The sequence below is a fragment of the Pseudoalteromonas sp. B62 genome (assembly GCF_037162565.1).
In the GTDB taxonomy this organism is placed as follows: Bacteria; Pseudomonadota; Gammaproteobacteria; order Enterobacterales; family Alteromonadaceae; genus Pseudoalteromonas; species Pseudoalteromonas fuliginea.
Genome location: NZ_JARLVB010000002.1, coordinates 2,213,265 through 2,231,326, shown reverse-complemented (window position 1 = coordinate 2,231,326; position 18,062 = coordinate 2,213,265). Strand labels below are relative to the sequence as shown.

General features: G+C 38.5%; 16 protein-coding genes and 2 pseudogenes. 4 read left to right on the top strand and 14 right to left on the bottom strand.

Annotated features, from left to right (window positions below; genetic code table 11):
* Nucleotides 1-70 precede the first annotated feature (70 nt).
* Entirely contained in the window at nt 71-610 is a 540-nt protein-coding gene (locus tag P4S71_RS14560; RefSeq protein WP_007378370.1) for a GspH/FimT family pseudopilin, read from the top strand.
* 201 nt (nt 611-811) lie between these two features.
* Here P4S71_RS14560 and P4S71_RS14555 read toward each other — a convergent pair whose 3' ends face one another.
* The 13 genes and pseudogenes from P4S71_RS14555 to murJ form a co-directional block, all read right to left on the bottom strand.
* Nucleotides 812-1,231 (bottom strand): type IV pilin protein, encoded by a 420-nt coding sequence (locus P4S71_RS14555; protein ID WP_337150894.1) that lies wholly within the window; start codon nt 1,229-1,231, stop codon nt 812-814.
* Between the two features lie 10 nt (nt 1,232-1,241).
* Entirely contained in the window at nt 1,242-4,508 is a 3,267-nt protein-coding gene (locus tag P4S71_RS14550) for a pilus assembly protein (RefSeq protein WP_337150893.1), read from the bottom strand.
* A gap of 1 nt (nt 4,509) precedes the next feature.
* On the bottom strand, nt 4,510-5,013 hold the full coding sequence (locus tag P4S71_RS14545) for a pilus assembly protein PilX (protein WP_337150892.1): 504 nt from the start codon (nt 5,011-5,013) through the stop codon (nt 4,510-4,512).
* A pseudogene (locus P4S71_RS14540) lies at nt 5,001-6,001 on the bottom strand (PilW family protein). The gene P4S71_RS14545 and the pseudogene P4S71_RS14540 overlap by 13 nt, the downstream one beginning before the upstream one ends.
* A 2-nt stretch (nt 6,002-6,003) precedes the next feature.
* The gene (gene pilV, locus P4S71_RS14535; RefSeq protein WP_337151632.1) at nt 6,004-6,558 is read right to left on the bottom strand and encodes a type IV pilus modification protein PilV; all 555 of its coding nucleotides are present in this window, start codon (nt 6,556-6,558) and stop codon (nt 6,004-6,006) included.
* Between the two features lie 132 nt (nt 6,559-6,690).
* On the bottom strand, nt 6,691-7,392 hold the full coding sequence (locus tag P4S71_RS14530) for a LytR/AlgR family response regulator transcription factor (RefSeq protein WP_337150891.1): 702 nt from the start codon (nt 7,390-7,392) through the stop codon (nt 6,691-6,693).
* Nucleotides 7,389-8,422 (bottom strand): annotated as a pseudogene (locus tag P4S71_RS14525) (sensor histidine kinase). Before P4S71_RS14525 ends, P4S71_RS14530 begins: the two are co-directional and overlap by 4 nt.
* A 29-nt stretch (nt 8,423-8,451) precedes the next feature.
* Nucleotides 8,452-9,381: a 4-hydroxy-3-methylbut-2-enyl diphosphate reductase gene (gene ispH, locus P4S71_RS14520; RefSeq protein ID WP_008135758.1), complete on the bottom strand. Its 930-nt coding sequence runs from the start codon at nt 9,379-9,381 to the stop codon at nt 8,452-8,454.
* Nucleotides 9,381-9,821 carry an FKBP-type peptidyl-prolyl cis-trans isomerase gene (gene fkpB, locus P4S71_RS14515; RefSeq protein WP_002958231.1) on the bottom strand — a complete coding sequence of 147 codons (441 nt, stop codon included), beginning with the start codon at nt 9,819-9,821 and terminating at the stop codon, nt 9,381-9,383. The genes ispH and fkpB overlap by 1 nt, the downstream gene beginning before the upstream one ends.
* Complete coding sequence (lspA, locus tag P4S71_RS14510; RefSeq protein ID WP_337150890.1) at nt 9,818-10,318, bottom strand: signal peptidase II; 501 nt, start codon at nt 10,316-10,318, stop codon at nt 9,818-9,820. Before lspA ends, fkpB begins: the two co-directional genes overlap by 4 nt.
* Before the next feature lie 12 nt (nt 10,319-10,330).
* A complete protein-coding gene (gene ileS / locus P4S71_RS14505; protein WP_337150889.1) occupies nt 10,331-13,159 on the bottom strand; it encodes an isoleucine--tRNA ligase in 2,829 nt (942 codons plus the stop codon).
* A gap of 5 nt (nt 13,160-13,164) precedes the next feature.
* A complete protein-coding gene (gene ribF, locus P4S71_RS14500) occupies nt 13,165-14,115 on the bottom strand; it encodes a bifunctional riboflavin kinase/FAD synthetase (protein WP_096793492.1) in 951 nt (316 codons plus the stop codon).
* Between the two features lie 83 nt (nt 14,116-14,198).
* A complete protein-coding gene (murJ, locus tag P4S71_RS14495; RefSeq protein WP_442961681.1) occupies nt 14,199-15,737 on the bottom strand; it encodes a murein biosynthesis integral membrane protein MurJ in 1,539 nt (512 codons plus the stop codon).
* Between the two features lie 295 nt (nt 15,738-16,032).
* Here murJ and rpsT point away from each other — a divergent pair, with 295 nt between their 5' ends.
* Nucleotides 16,033-16,293, top strand: coding sequence for a 30S ribosomal protein S20 (gene rpsT / locus P4S71_RS14490; RefSeq protein ID WP_002958225.1), 261 nt, complete (start codon nt 16,033-16,035; stop codon nt 16,291-16,293).
* 69 nt (nt 16,294-16,362) lie between these two features.
* Here rpsT and P4S71_RS14485 read toward each other — a convergent pair whose 3' ends face one another.
* The gene (locus P4S71_RS14485; protein ID WP_007376916.1) at nt 16,363-16,746 is read right to left on the bottom strand and encodes a response regulator; all 384 of its coding nucleotides are present in this window, start codon (nt 16,744-16,746) and stop codon (nt 16,363-16,365) included.
* A gap of 42 nt (nt 16,747-16,788) precedes the next feature.
* Here P4S71_RS14485 and P4S71_RS14480 point away from each other — a divergent pair, with 42 nt between their 5' ends.
* Both P4S71_RS14480 and P4S71_RS14475 read left to right on the top strand, forming a co-directional pair.
* Nucleotides 16,789-17,292: a hypothetical protein gene (locus P4S71_RS14480; protein ID WP_337150887.1), complete on the top strand. Its 504-nt coding sequence runs from the start codon at nt 16,789-16,791 to the stop codon at nt 17,290-17,292.
* 106 nt (nt 17,293-17,398) lie between these two features.
* Nucleotides 17,399-17,644: a hypothetical protein gene (locus P4S71_RS14475; protein WP_007376914.1), complete on the top strand. Its 246-nt coding sequence runs from the start codon at nt 17,399-17,401 to the stop codon at nt 17,642-17,644.
* Nucleotides 17,645-18,062: the final 418 nt, after the last annotated feature.

Here is an 18,062-nt window from a genome sequence, read left to right as displayed (position 1 = left end):
ATTAAATTTGTCATATTCTGATTATTTACTAGACTAAATTAATCATTTAGATTGATTTAAGGCTTCAGGGATGAGGTTTAAAACACGTTCAAACAAAATATTAGGGATAATTCTCATAGAGTTAATGGTGGCTTTATCAATCATTGCTATCATCAGTCAGCTTTCAATATGGTTCTTTTCAGATTTTTTAGCCTTAAATCGTGCCGACAATCAAGTTAACCTATTACATCGTAATATTAACTACGCACGGCTGTATGCAATCGAAAATAGCACCTACGTTACGCTATGTACGTTAAAAGAAAAGGAATGTGTGAAAGATGATTGGGACGGTCGAATCTCCTTATTTATCGATAATGATAAATCCACTACACTAAATAACGATGAACTACTTTTGAGTACATTTGAACATACTCATGATGCAGATAGCTTAAAATACCCTCGTGATGCAATAACTTTTAGGCCTGACGGTTCACTAAATGGCTTTCAAAATGGCACTTTTATCTATTGTCCAAATAGCGACAAGGCAAATCTTGAAGGGCTTGCCTTGTCAGTAAGTCAAACGGGTCGAATACGAATTAAATCAACCGATATATGTCAAAAAAGTAACTAACCTGAACTCTGGTTAAGAGGTTTACTAACGTATTTAATCATAGTGATGTTTAAATTTATTTTCTCTAGCCAGAGATTTTCAGTGAAAACAAGGCTAATTTACTTGCAATAGCTGGCCTATTGCAAGTAAATTCAACGCAGTCAGTACTGAAAATAGCTGCTTGAGATAGATTTATTATCCAAAGTTCAGGTTAACTAGTAATTACCGACCCCAACAATAGTCAACATCACTAGATCCTTTAGTACCTTTTGCACCCTTTAAGCCAATATCAGTAATAGATAGTTCAGTACAATCACCATCACCTTTCACTGCGCCACCTATGGGCTTTGCTTTAATGGTAAACGTATTCGTTTGTTTCACTTCGATACTGAGTTCAAAGTGTTTACTTTCTGTTTTATTATTAATACCAAGGTTATCAAACGATTCTGTGTATTCCCTATTATCAACAAAAAACTGCTCTTCTTTATTTGCCGCATCCAATAATGCCGCAGCGGCTTCAGCACGCGAAGTGCGCTTAACATACTCAGTGTAATTAGGTAATGCTATTGAAGCTAATATACCAACGATAGCAACAGCTATCATTAGCTCAATTAACGTAAATCCACCTTGTTTATTGCTCATCTATTTTTCCTTAATTTTTGATTTCGTCATTTTCTTCACGCTTATAAATATAGGTTTGCTGCGTTTTGAAGCCAAAGCCGATAGGTTGAACATCATTAACTAACTTAATCTTACCATCAACAACATTTAACCCAGGCCCTACAATCTCGACTGGTTTCATTGGATTTTCAGCATTTTCGCCTTTGATGCCAGGGCCAATTAAATAGAACTGACTTTCCATTTTAACATCTATGTCTGTATCAATGATATCTGGTGGTGTGGGGTCATTTTCATCCAGAATAGGCTCTGCATCACATTTACCATTGTTATTTGCATCCACACAAGATTCTCCTTCGCCAAAATAAAGCTGTGCTGTATCGGGTACATCATAACTCGTGGAAAATTTTAATTCGTCATACACTTTCGTCCCGTAGTGTAAATGGAATGCATATAAAGAACCTCCTCCCCCACTAAGCGAGCATTGGTTTTCAGTTGACGTATCTGAAGCTGGCTTAAATGATGAAAAATAAGCAACACCACCTACAACGGCAGCTGCAGCTAACGACTTTTCACCTGTGCCTAATTCATAGTGCCAGCCCTTGAATCCAGCTAAATCTACTTCTAAGTCGACAAATTTATCAACATCATTTAATGCATTACCAAAAGGGTCTAAATTCATCGGCATTAAATCAGCTAGTTTAATCGCATCTGGTGTATTTGTTGTAAACGTTCGTGTTACCGTATTTTCATCTCGAATCATTAACAATTGATCTTTTTCATTGGTATCATTCGGTTTCGAACGATTACCGCTCCCTAATACCACAGCATCAAAGGGTGTATCTAGCCGAGTTATAACTTTTTTACCATTTACAGTCACTTCAGAAACTTTGCTAAACATCGTTCTTACTATTAATGGGTTATAAAAAAAGCGTCTATCTTCTGTTGCTTGACTACTTCCCAATTCAGCAAACTTAAAGTGACTAAATTTATTTACATCGTCTCCTGGCATATCAATACGCCATATATCTCCTCCAGTATCAGATGCGTAAATTCTATCAATGTATCCATCGTAATCAGAATCAAGTAAAGAAACATTAGCAGCAATACTGTGTTCGCCCTCAAATCCATTAATATCAGGGGTGAGCGCCCATACTCTTTTTCCTGTTTCAGCTTCAACAATATAAATACCTCTACCTATATTATCTTTACTTCGAATAGCCGCATCCTTATTCGTATCATACCCTGCACCAAACACAAGTAACGGCTTGTCACCAAATGCTTTTATGTAAGCAATCTGTGGCTTTGACCACGTTTGAGCTAATTCTTTAAAATCGCCTTTACCACCTTCGATTGGCTGTGCCCACAACTTTTTTGGCTCACTAGGGTCTGAAATATCAAGTGCATAATAGTTTTTACCACCACGTCGCATACCTGCTACAGCCCAGACTTGATCACCTTGACTTGCATCAATAACACCATCATTTAAGCCATTATCATTTAGGTTTTTATTATTAAAATAAACACTAATCGGCCCATCCATACCATACAGTTTACCGGTTTCATTATTGCGAAGAGGTTTAATAATGTCATATAGATCAGAAGGTATAAATGCCCAACTTTCGCTCACTTCATTATTAACATCATCATCTTTGAACATATGCAGAAATCCAGCATTAGTGCCTATTAGAATACGAATATCATCATTGCCGTAATCTATCGCTATCGGTTTAGAATGCAGGGGGTCACCAAAAATATTACCTCTTTGATCTGTTCTATCGCCATCACCGTTTTCATCATCAACATCAATACCCATAGACCATTTAATATCAGAGCTACTTAAAGTAATCGGATTGTCATCTAATGAATCAAGTATCTCGCTTACAATCGTGGTGTTAAATTCAACAATACTTCCTTGCTTATTTGTATAAAGATTCCGCCTTTTTAAAGCATCACTGCCAGTGAGTGAACTTAAGTGATAATTTACACCACCTTCTGCAACCAAACTTCCATCAGCTGACTGATCACTTGGTAACCAATAGGTTTTTGCATCATCATCAATCAAACCATCCGAATCAAGCGCCGCTTTATTCGTTGAATCAATAATACGGCTACCAGAAACTTTTAATTTTTTTAAGTTTCCTTTCCACCTAGTACCTATTTCAGGATAAAACATAGCGAAATAAATAGCATTTCGACTACGAGTTTGATCGACGTTATTACTCGCTACAGATGGCGATGAAAAGCTATCATTTACTTCTCGAATTTTAGAAATTGCTTTATTTAGTGACTTAGATAATTCATCTGGGGTACTGGCTGGAAAGTTTTCGCCACCACCTAATGACGAAGCTTTAACTAAAAGCTCTTGCCCCTTAGCGCTCATTCCAGAACCAAAACCTATTGTGTATAGACGCCCTGTCTCGTGAATATCAGGAGTCGCTGGATACAAATCTACTTTTACATTACTCGTACCATGAATAACTTTAGCCAACTGATGTAAATAGCTACTGTAATAACTATCAGTACTCCAATTTAGGCCTTGCCCAAAGTACTTCTTATGCTCATCACTAATTACGCTATCACTATCATTATCTCCTGACGGATCACCATCAGTCATATAAATAATATTTACTGAGTTATCACAACGCTTCGCTTCCTCTACGCTGTCATTAAATGGAGAAACATACGTATAAGTAGTTTGTGTATCATAATAGTTATAACAAACCTCTCTGCGATTTTGCCCCCAACCAGTCCAATAGCAATGCTCTTTTTCTATCTGAGTCGTTACAATATCTTCAACACTGGTATCTCTTTCAACTTCGCTTGCTCCCAAGCCATAGCTCACACTTTGCCCTGTAATATATAAATAGGCTTCCCAGAGTGTCTCTGTTAGCGGCGTTCCACCATCCGCTGGTAAATTTGCGATTGACGATTTAACCACAGAGGGGTCTTTCCCCAAGCCATTTATAATATAACCGCCATCAGTCTCTTTAAAACGCATTAAACCAAAGTCAATATTATCGTTATCTTCTATAACTTTATTCATCGCATATTGTGCCGCACCTAGGCGACTATCCGAGCATAATATATAGCGTCTTAGATTATTACTGTACCCACAATCATTACCCGAACTTGATGAAAACGCCATACTTCCCGATGTATCAAATATAAGCAGCACACGTGGTTTTTCATCCACGTTAATATTATGATTCACGTAGAGCTCTATATCCTCAGCGGTAGCCGGTACACTCATTGTTAACCCTAGAGATGCAGCAAATAATTTATTTAATTTAAGTCTCATTTTAAATTCCTTTGCCTGTACTAGCCATTTGTTGAGCAATACCGGTAACAATGGTTAACTGATGTTTGCTTTTAGAGCCATACTCTATTGTTGTTGATACTTGCATCATATTGCAAGCAACCCCTTTTGTGCAGCTATAGCACCTCGGACACTCCAGATTAAGTGCGCCTTTATTTAAGTTAATCATTTTACTTGGCATACCATTATGTTCAGCAATAAGCATTCCGTCGGTGCTTTTGTCAGCTATTTTAGTGACTTCCTCGGGTGACAAGAAGAACTGATTAGCCGCACCTTTATTTGCTTCCTCAGCAATCACGCGAAGTACTTCGCCTATCAATTCATTTTCAGCTACTTCGCGCTCTTGTGCTGCATTCGTAATTTTAATATCAATACTGCTACTGCTCATTAATGTTACCGCAATACCCGTGACAGCAATTACCATTATCAAAGCAGTAATCAGTACAACACCTTGTTGCTTGATTTGTGATTTCATTAAATGCGCCATAAATTTTCCCCAACGTTATTTAATCGAATAGTCGTTGTAAAAACAGTTCGCCTAAAATTATCTGTAAATTGTAATTCTCTATTATCTGCATCTTCGCCTAACGTGTATGTTTGATTTTTAATGCTAAGGTCTGCATCAGGTTGCAGGGCCCGTATCAATAAAAATACTTGCACAGTTAAAATTCCTTTGCGATTTTCCCAATCGGCTGGAGCCATATTATCAATGCTCTTATACATATCTATTCGACTATCATTTGTTGTGTCTAAGCCAAAAACAAAACGCATGTTTTCGACCCCTTCCATTATTGTTTCGGTTTTCATAGCATCGTCAACCAAACGTTTACGCATTAATGCAGGAACCGTTAACTTATTATTATTTACCGTATAGGTTTGATTAGAAATATAATAAACATGGTGACTATACGGCCACACTGTCGCATTAACATTTAGCGTCGCTGGATCAACAATATTTCGCACAAATTGTGCACGCTCTTGCTCTGCTATAAAGTAATTTTCTTTATTTTGTGTTTCATTACTGCCCGCTTTAACTGTAATTGGATCACCCTGTAAAAACTTAAGCTGCAGGATATCCGTTCCACCTATTGGATTAGTTACGCAATTAAGCTCTTTTACGGCTCCCGCTGTTTTGGCATAAATAGTGCGAAAGTTAGTGGTACTGGAAAGATCTGGGAAACTGCCGTTATTTAAGCCTTCAAGGCAATCGTTTGCTGCATTAGGTGTTGCTAATGTCGTCGTGTTCGCTGATGAAAATGAATCATCATAAAATGTTCCCCAAAACCCAATTTGCTCAATATCTCGTTGCATTATATTTATAGCTAAGCGACCTGACTCTTGCAGCTCGCCTATTGTCATAGTATCTCGAGTTGTTACTTTCATACCTATGTAGGTAAACATGACACCACCAAGTACAAGACCACCAATAAAAGAGAGATCATGACTTCTATAAGTGTAAACCCTTTTTGTTTCATGCTTAGCTCCTAAGATAAATATAGCTGGTCAAAACAACTAGACGGCGTCGTTTATCTGCTGTCCCGCATTTAATATCGCCCGTCGCTTTATTAGCGGTAAATTCTTGCCTGCCTTGCCACGAGACAACAACCTCTAAGTTGAATGCTTTACCGCCTGAGCCACCAATAGCTGAAGGGTTTATACATACTGTGGCCCCATCCAGCGTTCCTGTATTTTCGCGAGCGCGTATAGCTCGTTTCCACTGTTCAATATCCAACAGCGCAATTTGTGCTGAACTGCATGAATTACTAAAACAAGTAGTTGTCGATTTCATAGCTGTTTGGCTATTAAACGTTTGTTTATAGAGTGTGCCTAATTGAGACGTATCATTAGCACGAATACGTTGAATAATATCGTTGCCAAGCGCTACAGCCGCAGCGCGCTGCATTGAATCAAAACTTGCTTGCTTTGCTTTAGCTTGTAGTGCGATAGCACCTAACAAACCAAAGCTGAGAATAATAAATGCAATAAGCACTTCTATCAGTGTGAAACCTTTTTGGAAGAAGGAGAGTAAGATTGCATAAAAAAACCAAATGAAAATTATCTAATTATTAGTTTATCTGCTAAATGGTAATGTTCAATCAATACTACGATAGGCGGTTAAATTTGTTGATAAGCGGTTAACAGAATATATTTAAGAGGTATAAAATCAAAGCGCGCTTTTGACAGCCTTGACCTCACGACGACTAACAGGCAGTAACTCGCGACTCCCTTTAAGTTCAATCATGTGATGACTACTCCCTTGCGAATGCAAAGCAATAACCCTTTTTTTATTAACTAATGTATTACGATGAATTCGTAAAACATACGCTGGATAGAGTAATTCTAACTGCTTTAAACTTTGTTCTAGTAAAGCTTCTCCAGTTAAAAATACCATTTTGGTGTATTTTTCTTCTGCACTAAAGTACAAAACATCTTTTATATCAACGCTACGTAGAGTACCAGCTAGCTGATAAGAAATTTTTACATTTTGCTGTTTTTGAATATGCACTTTGTTTAAACGCCCGACTTGCTTAAGCACCTTTTGCAATGATTGCTCTGAAATAGGTTTAACTAAATAACCCGCTGCGCTTAATTGTAAAGCATCGAAGGCATGCTCAGGGTGAGCAGTTATAAAAACAATTGCTGGAGGTAGAATTAAACTATTGAGCTCATTAGCAACTTGTAAACCATTCATTCCAGGCATATCAACATCTAAAAAAATTAAATCTGGCGTTTGCTTTTTAGCAAGTATTAGGGCTTCATTACCATTACTTGCCTCACCTTGTACAACTATACTTTTGTCGTGTGCTAACAAACGAATTAAGCGCGATCTCGCAAGAGGTTCATCATCAACAATGAGTACATTCATACACTGCCCTCAATTAGCTTAGGGATCACGACCTTGACCCTAAACACATCATTTTTACTAGTAATTGTTAGCTGCGCTTTATTTTTATAATAAATATTTAATCGCTGGCGAATATTTTCAAGCGCCATGCCGTTATTAGGCCTAGTTTGAGCATTAGAAATTACTATGGGGTTAGATACAATCATGGTTATATAGCCGGTAGTAATATGCAGCTCTACTTTTATTTCTGCACCATGCTCACTTGTTTCAACGCCGTGGCATACCGCATTTTCAATTAATGGCTGCAGTGTTAAACAAGGAATACTCAATGCAGGTAGTTCATTGGGTATTTGCCAATCAACTCTTAAGCGGTTACCAAAACGCCATGTTTCAAGTGCTATATATTGCTTACTCAGTGTTATTTCATCGTCAAGAGATACATTTTTTCCTGAGTGCATTGCAGCCTGCGATAAGGCGGCTAATGCTAAAATGGCTTGCTCTGCCGCATCGGCATCATGATGGGTAAGCTCTGCAGCAGTGTTTAAACTATTATATAAAAAATGAGGACGTATTCTAGCTTGTAAGGCATCAAGCTCAGCACGAGAGAGCGCCTTAGTTTGTTGCGCTTTTTCAAAATGAATTAATAAAAATTGGACGAATAAAGCCGCCAGCAAAGCCACTATAATGCAATTGCGAAGTGTAAAATAAATTAGGTTCTTTGTATCATCTATATCAAAAGCAAAATGGGAAAATAAAATACTAAAAATGCATGTAGATAATAAAAAAGAGGCAAAAAATAGACTTAACTGAAAAGCTTGAGTACGGTTTTGTAAAAAAAACGACAAAAATATAAAGAAGAAGTGCCGACTAAAACAATTAAATGTAAAAATAAACTAATGATCCCAAGTCGAAGCCAAATATCGCCTTCTACATTGGGTGCAAAGGCTAAAACAATAGCAATAACTTGAGAAACAATAAGCGAAGCTAATACGCCTCGCTCATTAAAAAGAGCCGAAAAAAGCAAACCATCATTTTGAAGTGACTTGCTCATAACGACTCTCCTTTAATCTAAATTTTAAATTAACGTAGCTCTACAGGAACAGCAAATACGATATTCTCTTCTTCGCCTGGGTTTTCAACAACCTGTGTGCCACCTAGCTCTTTTAAACGGCTTATAACTTGTTGTACAAGTACTTCTGGCGCAGAGGCTCCCGCAGTAACACCCACTGATTTAGAGCCTGAAACCCACTGTTCTTGCACATCAGTTGCATCATCAATTAAATAAGCAACCGTGCCCATTTTATCTGCCAGCTCACGCAAGCGATTAGAATTAGAGCTATTTTTAGCGCCAACGACTAATAGCACGTCAACTTTGTCAGCTAAGTCACGCACAGCGTCTTGACGATTTTGCGTTGCATAACAAATGTCATCTTTACGCGGTCCGTCAATTGATGGGAACTTACTGCGTAACGCATCAATAACATCAGCTGTGTCATCAACTGAGAGTGTTGTTTGGCTGCAATAAAAAAGGTTTTCAGCATTTTTTACATCAAGCGCAATTACATCGTCAACAGTTTCAACAAGGTAAATGCCACCGGCTGAGTTATCATATTGCCCCATTGTTCCCTCTACTTCAGGGTGACCATGGTGTCCAATTAAAATACACTCAATACCTTTGCGACTCGCACGTGTAACTTCCATATGTACTTTAGTTACCAGCGGACACGTTGCATCAAATACTTTTAAGTCACGGCGTTTAGCCTCGCTGCGAACAGCTTGCGATACGCCATGTGCGCTAAAAATAACAATGCTGTCGTCAGGTACTTGATCAAGCTCTTCAACAAAAACCGCACCACGGCTTTTTAGTCCATCAACCACATAGCGGTTATGTACTACTTCGTGGCGAACATAAATTGGCTTTTCAAAAATATCCAAAGCGCGCTCAACAATACTAATAGCACGGTCAACACCAGCGCAAAAGCCGCGTGGATTAGCTAATAATATTTCCATTAACCTTCTACCTCTATAATATCAACTTCAAACGTTAAACGCTGACCAGATAAAGGGTGATTAAAATCAATCGTTACCGACTCGCCTTGCACTTCACGTACTAAACCTGGAAGCTCAGTCCCATCAGGTTGAGTAAACGCAATAATTGCACCTACCTTAGCTGGTGTTTCTGGACCAAACTTACTACGGTCAACGTAGTAAATATTATCTGGGTTTGGCTGACCAAATGCATCTTCAGGTTCTAATTCAAACGTTTTACTTTCGCCTGCAGTTAGCCCTAATAAACACTTTTCGAAGTTTGCCGTTAAGCTGCCATCGCCCATTGTTAATTTAGCAGGTTTATTGTGCACCTTGGTAGAATCAGCGGCAGAGCCATCTTCTAATTTAATAGAAAAATGAAAAATAACTTGCGAGTTTTCACCAATTACAGCTTGGCTCATGCTTTATGCTCCTTCGGACTCTCGCCGGTAAAGGCGTCAAATAACAATAATGCTGCGCCAATACAAATAGCGCAATCAGCAATATTGAATACAGGAAAATGTGAGTCTTTATAAAATACGTGAATAAAATCGATTACATAACCATACGCAATACGATCGTATAAATTACCAATAGCGCCTGCAAGTACCAGTGCATAGGCACCGCATAGTACTTTGTTTGTTGCAGGTAAACGTTTTAGCCACCACACAAGCAAAGCACTAATAGCAATGGCAATTGCACTTAAAAACCAACGCTGCCAACCACCCGCTTCACTTAAAAAGCTATAAGCAGCACCATAATTATGCACATAAGTAATACTAAAAACAGGGAGTAAATTTATCGTCTCTTGATAAGCCATTGTCCCTACAACAAGTGTTTTACTGGCAAAGTCTATTACTAAAAGTAATAGACTCAACCAAAGCCACACTAAACCACTTTTTTGGGCTAGTTTGCTCACTAAGAATAACTCCTAAGCGAATTGACGCTTTTCACCTTCGCCATCAACATTACTTACACAGCGACCACAAATTTCAGGATGAGCTGGGTTAACACCTACATCTTCACTGTAATGCCAACAACGCTCACATTTAGCAGCATCTGTTGCAGCAACACTAATGAACAAACCTTCAATTTCGGTAGCTTGTGTATCAGCAGGCTGGCTATCAACTTCAGTAACATTTACCGCTGATGTTAACAATACAAAACGCAGTTCATCACCAAGCGCATTTAACTTAGCGGCAAGCTCTTTACTCGTAAATAAATTAACCGTTGCTTGAAGTGTTGCACCAATGACTTCTTCTTTACGTGCAGCTTCTAATAAGCGGTTTACTTCGTCACGTACTGTTAGAATTTCTAACCAGTCATCGTTACTAAATTGGCTATTTGTTGGTGCTTGTAAGCCATCATACCAAACTGATGTAAATACGTAGTCACTACGCTCACCCGGTAAAGCTTCCCAAATTTCTTGTGCGGTAAAGCTCATAATAGGGGCCATCCAACGCGTCATTGCTTCTGCTATATGATAAAGCGCTGTTTGACAAGAACGACGTGCATGGCTGTCGCTCTTAGCTGTGTATTGACGATCTTTAATAACATCTAAATAGAACGAACCAAGTTCACCCGTACAGAAGTTCATTAGCTTTTGCGTTACTAATAGCATTTGGTAGCTGTCGTACGCGGCTAAAATCTCGTCTTGTAACTGAGCAGCACGGCCAACAATCCACTTATCAAGCTCAACCATATCATCAACAGCTACTTGATCAGTTTTTGGATCAAAACCATTTAGGTTAGCAAGCAAGTAACGGCTGGTGTTACGAATACGACGGTAACGATCGGCTGAGCGTTTAAATATCTCATCCGACACAGTCATTTCTGCCGTGTAATCGGTAGAAGCCACCCATAAACGTAGAATGTCGGCGCCTAGTTTATTCATCACATTTTGTGGAGAAATAACATTGCCTAGTGACTTAGACATCTTGCGGCCGTTTTCATCAACTGTAAAACCATGAGTCAATACTTGGCGGTATGGCGCATGACCATTAATTGCCACTGACGTCATCATTGACGACATAAACCAACCACGATGCTGATCAGAACCTTCAAGGTATAAATCAGCTGGACCAACTAAGTCTTCACGTGCGTCTACAACACATGCATGTGAAACACCTGAGTCAAACCATACATCTAGCGTATCTTGCACTTTCATGTATTGCTTGGCATCTTCTTCACCAAGTAATGTAGCTGGTTCTAAATCGTACCATGCTTGAATACCAGACTTTTCAACAAGCGCTGCTGCTTGAGCAATTAGCTCTTGTGTATTTGGGTGAAGTGCCCCAGTGTCTTTGTCAACGAACAACGCGATTGGCACGCCCCAAGTACGCTGGCGAGAAATACACCAATCTGGGCGGCTTTCAACCATGTTAGAAATACGGCTTTCGCCCCACTCTGGTAACCATTGCGTGTTTTTAATTTCTTTTAAAGAATCTTGACGTAAGTTAGCCTGATCCATGCTTACAAACCATTGTGGTGTAGCACGGAAAATGATTGGTGTTTTATGACGCCAACAGTGTGGGTAACTATGCGTAAGCGCATGATGATGCATAAGCGCACCGTGCTCTTTTAATACTTCAATTACGCTCGCATTCGCCTTAAATACGTGCTGACCTGCAAAAAGTTCGGTATCTGGTAAATAAACACCATTTGCACCAACAGGGTTAGCCACTTCAAGGTTGTAATTTAAACCAGCCACGAAATCTTCTTGACCATGCCCAGGTGCGGTATGTACAACACCAGTACCTGAATCAGTCGTTACGTGTTCAGCAACAATCACTGGTACATTAAAATCATAAAAAGGATGGGCTACTTGTAAGTTTTCAAGCGCAGCACCTTTTACATACCCTAGTACGTGAAAGTGATTAAAACCAAAGCGGTCCATAGCATCTTTAACAAGCTCAGAGCCTAAAATTAGACGTTGTTGTACGCCTTCATCTTCAACCTGTACCAACGCATACTCTAAATCGGCATGCACAGCCACAGCGCGGTTTGCAGGAAGCGTCCACGGTGTTGTTGTCCAAATAACAGTACCAACACTGCCTTCACCTTTATGACCATCAGCCAAATCAAATGCACTCACAACAGCATCTTGATCAACAAATGTAAAACGCACATCAATCGCTGGAGATTGCTTATCTTGGTATTCAACTTCTGCTTCTGCTAATGCAGAACCACAATCTGTACACCAATGCACAGGCTTAGCACCTTTATGCAAATGACCTTTTTCAATAATACGACCAAGTACACGAATTGCATTCGCTTCAAAGTCAAAGTTCATTGTTAAGTAAGGCTTATCCCAATCTGCAAATACGCCTAGACGTTTAAAATCAACTTTTTGACCTTCAACTTGTTTTTTAGCGTATGCACGGCATTTTTCACGAAACTCACTCGCAGTAACTTTTACACCTGGCTTGCCTACTTTTTTCTCAACCATTAACTCGATTGGTAAACCATGACAATCCCAACCTGGAACTAATGGTGAATCAAAGTCAGATAATGTTTTAGACTTAACAATAATATCTTTTAATATTTTATTAACTGAGTGGCCTAAATGGATATCGCCATTTGCATACGGAGGGCCGTCATGCAAAATAAAGGTTTTTTTACCTTTCTTAGCGCTGCGAATTTGACCGTAAAGGTCGTCCTCATACCATGCTTTAAGCATTTTTGGTTCACGTTGTGCCAAATTGCCACGCATTGGAAACGGTGTTTCCGGTAAGTTCAAAGTATGTTTATAGTCGCTCATTTATCCTACATTCCGTCTCTATCGGCTACCTGATTTAAACCAAAACACTGCTTAGCGGCAGCAACATCAGTTGCTATTTGCGCCGTTAATTGTGTTAATGTCTCGAATTTTTTCTCATCGCGAAGTTTTTTTATTAACTCCACATGCATAAATTGTCCGTAAATATCCTGTGCAAAATCAAAAAGGTGAACTTCTAATAATGCACGAGTTCCATTGAATGTCGGCTTATTACCTACATTTGCAACTCCAAAAATCTGTTTTCCTGCAATCGTTGCTTGCACTGCAAACACTCCGTTAACAGGACACACTTGGCGTTTTAGGGCAATATTTGCCGTTCTAAAACCGAGTTCGCGTCCTCTTTTCCAGCCATGTATAACACGCCCAGAAATAGCATAATCGTGACCAAGCATTATTTTAGCACTCGCTAAGTCACCGGATGCTAAAGCATCTCGTATTAAAGTGCTGCTTACTCTAGCATTTAATTGACGAAAGCTCGCGGTGCTTTTTACATCCATGCCCGCTTGCTTACCCATGCTAGCAAGTAAGTGAAAGTTACCTTGGCGTTGCTTTCCAAACTTAAAATCATCACCAACAGTAAGTGCTTTAACACCTAACTTTTTAATCAAAATCTCATTAACGAATTGCTCAGCATGCATGTTTGCAAATTGCTGATTAAAGCTAATGCAAATAACTCGCTCGATACCTAAATCACTTAGCAAACGTAGCTTATCTCGTAAGCGCGTTAGCCGTGCTGGGGCATTATTTTTAGCAAAAAACTCTTGTGGCTGAGGCTCAAACAGCATTACAGTGCTTGGCAAACTATGTGCTTTAGCATCGCTAAGTAAACCTTTTAATACTTCTGCGTGGCCTAAATGAACACCGTCAAAATTACCAATAGTTAACACACAACCAAAATGGTGCGGGCGAATATTGTGTATACCTCTAATTAACTCCATGCCACCTAATGCCTTGTTTAGCGAGTTATTAATTACGACTAAAAATTAATTAAAGTCGCAGAGTTGCCGATTATAATCTTTTTTTAATTTGATTCAGTAATTGCTACACTTTTTATCGTATTTAGTCTAACACCCATCAAAAATAGCATTGCAAAGTAACTAATACCTGCCAAAGCCACTAATGCTATTAATAACATTACCTGATGTGTAAAGCTCCATGCAGCCCAATAATAGTAACTGCTCACAAACCATGTAACAGCTCCCATAACCGCACTTGCAACAACACATTTAAGTGTAAAACGTATACTCATTGATGAGAACTGGTATACATTTTCTTTTTTAAGCTGCCTGTATAATAAAAATGCATTGCAGCTAGCCGATAACGAAGTAGCAAGTGCTAACCCTAAATAACCAATGAAAGGAGCCAGCATAATGTTAAACACCATATTAAGTACTAAGGTGATAATACCAATACGAACCGGCGTTTTAGTGTCCTGGCGAGCGTAAAAGCCAGGAGCGAGTACTTTAATTAGCATAAAACTTACAAGCCCTACTGAATATGCGGCTACGCCTAGGCTTACTGCTTTGACATGATCAATACTGTCTTCTTTAAAAGCACCGTGGTCGAACAATACGGTAATAATAAGTGGACTGATGATCATTAAACCTATCATTGCTGGTAGGCCTAAAAATATAACAAAACGCACTCCCCAATCGAGAGTCTGCTGAAAGTCGCTACTTTTTTTACTGCTATGTAGTTTAGAAAGCGCCGGTAAAATAACTGTCGCAATACCAATACCAAATAAACCCAGCGGAAATTCAATTAAGCGGTCTGAATAATAAAGCCATGCAATTGAGCCCGTCATCAGTAATGACGCAATCATGGTATCTAACAACAGATTAATTTGACTAATAGAGACACCAAACAAAGCCGGTAGCATAAGTTTTCGTACTTTTTTTACGTTTTCGTCTTGCCATGCCCAACGCGGACGCGCCAACATTTTTGCACGGTATAAAAATGGAAGTTGAAACAAAAGCTGTACAACGCCACCAATAAATACGCCAATTGCGAGAGAATAAGCCCCGACGCTAAATTTATCATGTAAAAAAATTGCACATGTAATAATAGAAACATTGAGTAGAACAGGTGTAAATGCAGCAACAGCAAAACGGTTATACACATTCATGACTGCACCACTAAGCGCCACTAAACTTACAAAAAATAAATAGGGGAATGTAAATTTAAGTAATGAACTTGCAAGTTCAAATTTTTCGGCATTAGGCCCGCCCTGCCACCAATCTATAAACCAACCAGTACCAAATAATGCTGCAATAACAGGGGAGGCAACAACACCTATAATGGTGACAATCAATAAAATGGTTCCTAATGTACCCGCCGCTTGTGCAACAAAAAGCCTGACCTTGTCGTCACCTTGTTGCTCTTTAATTTCACTCAACACGGGTACAAATGCTTGTGCAAACGCCCCTTCTGCAAATAAACGACGTAGAAAATTAGGAATACGGTTAGCAAATAAAAAAACATCAGCAGCTGCACTTGCGCCTAACAAGTTAGCAACGACTGCATCTCGAACGAGCCCTAAAATACGCGATATCATAGTCATACAACTAACTATCATACCGGAGCGAAATAAACCTTTTGACACCTTAAACCTACTCAAAAATCCCTAAGAGAGGCAATTATGCCACAGTCTTTTTTATAAATCGCTTTAAAGCACTAGGCTGGGGGTCTGTGCTTTGTTACAATGTCGGTATTAACTGCTAAAGCGGCAAATTGATGCTCGTTATATGGTGCAGTTTTTCTTGGATTGTTAAATTTAAATTGACATTCATGATTGAAACAGGCATATTCCACGGCCTTTAATTTAAGCTTTATTTTAAGATTGTTAGGAGCAAACCTTGGCTAACATCAAGTCTGCAAAAAAACGCGCTATCACAAGCGAAAAAAACCGTCAGCACAACGCAAGCCGTCGTTCAATGATGCGCACTTACTTCAAAAAAGTAATTGTTGCTATTGAAGCGGGCGATAAAGAAGCTGCACAGCAAGCTTTTTCTGTTGCTACACCTATCCTAGACCGTTACGCAACTAAGGGTCTAATTCACAAAAACAAAGCAGCTCGTCATAAGAGCCGTATAGCAGCTAAGATTAAAGCTCTATAATTTGTTTTTGATAAAATATAAAAAACCGGCTTTTGCCGGTTTTTTTTTATTTAAAATTTAATTATATAATTACACGTTTTCTAAATCTGGATAGAACTTCTTAAGCATTGCCGCTATTTTTTTAGGAGTGAATGGCTTAACCACAAAACCTTTAGCGCCTTTATCTATCGCATCTTTTACATTCTCTATACCCGAATGAGCCGATACCATAACAACATTAGTCTCAGGGCTTAATTCATTTATTTGTGCAATTAATTCTTTACCATCACCATCAGGTAATTCAATATCTAAAAAGATGATATTATATTTTGCAGCGCGGCACTCGCTAATACACTGTGAGGCGGTAGATGCTTCCTTTACGTTATCTATCCCTAAATGCATCAGCGTTTGACTTAAAAAGCTGCGTACAGTGCTAACGTCATCTACAATTAAAATTGATAGCTGCGTATTCATCTTCATTCCTCATAGGCTACAAGCCAAATTTACGTTATTATATTGGTATATAAATTTATTCATTTAATTATAGAGACCTACACCAAAAAGGCCAGATCTGCTTTATGTCAAAAACACAAAAAAACAAACACTACTTGGAAAAACGCCTGCCAAAAAAAGCAAGTACAACAACGTAGGCCTCGTACAGCATCGCAAGGCGCAATAAGTGAAACTCAAAGTACGACTATTTCTAGCCAAGGTGGCAAAGAAACTAAGTCAAAAAAAGGTTTAATAATAACTTTAAGCATTGCTCTATTAATAATAATAACGTTTCCAAAGCCGACATTACTCACCTATAAAAAATTAGGGATGGTAAGCGAAAGCATTTATTGGCCTGGTGTATTTGGCTACGGAGCTACCATTATAGATTCAAACTTGCACCCACAATTAGATTCTAGACGAAAATCCCTTTATTTATGTACTAATCCAGAAAGTTTAAATAACTGTCAAAAGTATCAAGTCATAGCAGATCATGGTTTATTTGCAGCGATTGGAAGTTATTTTTAGCATTAAAAAAACTAATCTGAAAATTTAAAATTACTTGGTTGAAAGGTGTGCAAAATATCAACATAATGGCGCTCCTTTTTTCTACAACTGAACTATTGAAACGACCATGCTAAACGAGCTAGATTGGCTTTTAAACACGATACTACTTGCACTAGGTTTAGGTGCATTCTTTATTAACCAGATAACACTGCTACGCGTTGCCGCGATTAGTGCATGTGGTTTGTTATTTTTATCTTTTAGCTTAGATCTTATGTCGTCGAGTGTTATTTCAAATATGAGTTTGGTGCTGATAAATACTTTTTACTTGTTCAAAGTTTATACATTTGGACAATTCAATGTAACTCAAAGTTAACAACTTTCCCTTAGATTATTTTATAGCCCAGCATTGCTGGGCTTTTTTATTGCAAAAATAGAAAGGTTCTCGGAAACATCCTAAATTTAGAAAAATTATTGTCATTAGCAAAATTTTGGGTGAGTAAGACCGTGTTTACTCTTTCAAGGCTGAATTTGTATATTGGATTGCTTGCTCTCCCACATTCAACGCTCGATTCAAAAATTAGACGATAAATTTTTATTCTTATACCTATTAGCTTAATTAAGTGATCTATTTTGAGGTAAGAAAATCGTGCCAATAACAAGGCAATAATTTCGTTATTTAGTTGTTATCACTAATTGCTCCAGCATCCGTGCAGTCGTATATCAGAAATATTTAACGCAGTTAGCGTCAGATTTAATCCCTCAAATTGATTAAGTATTATTGCGGATTGGTA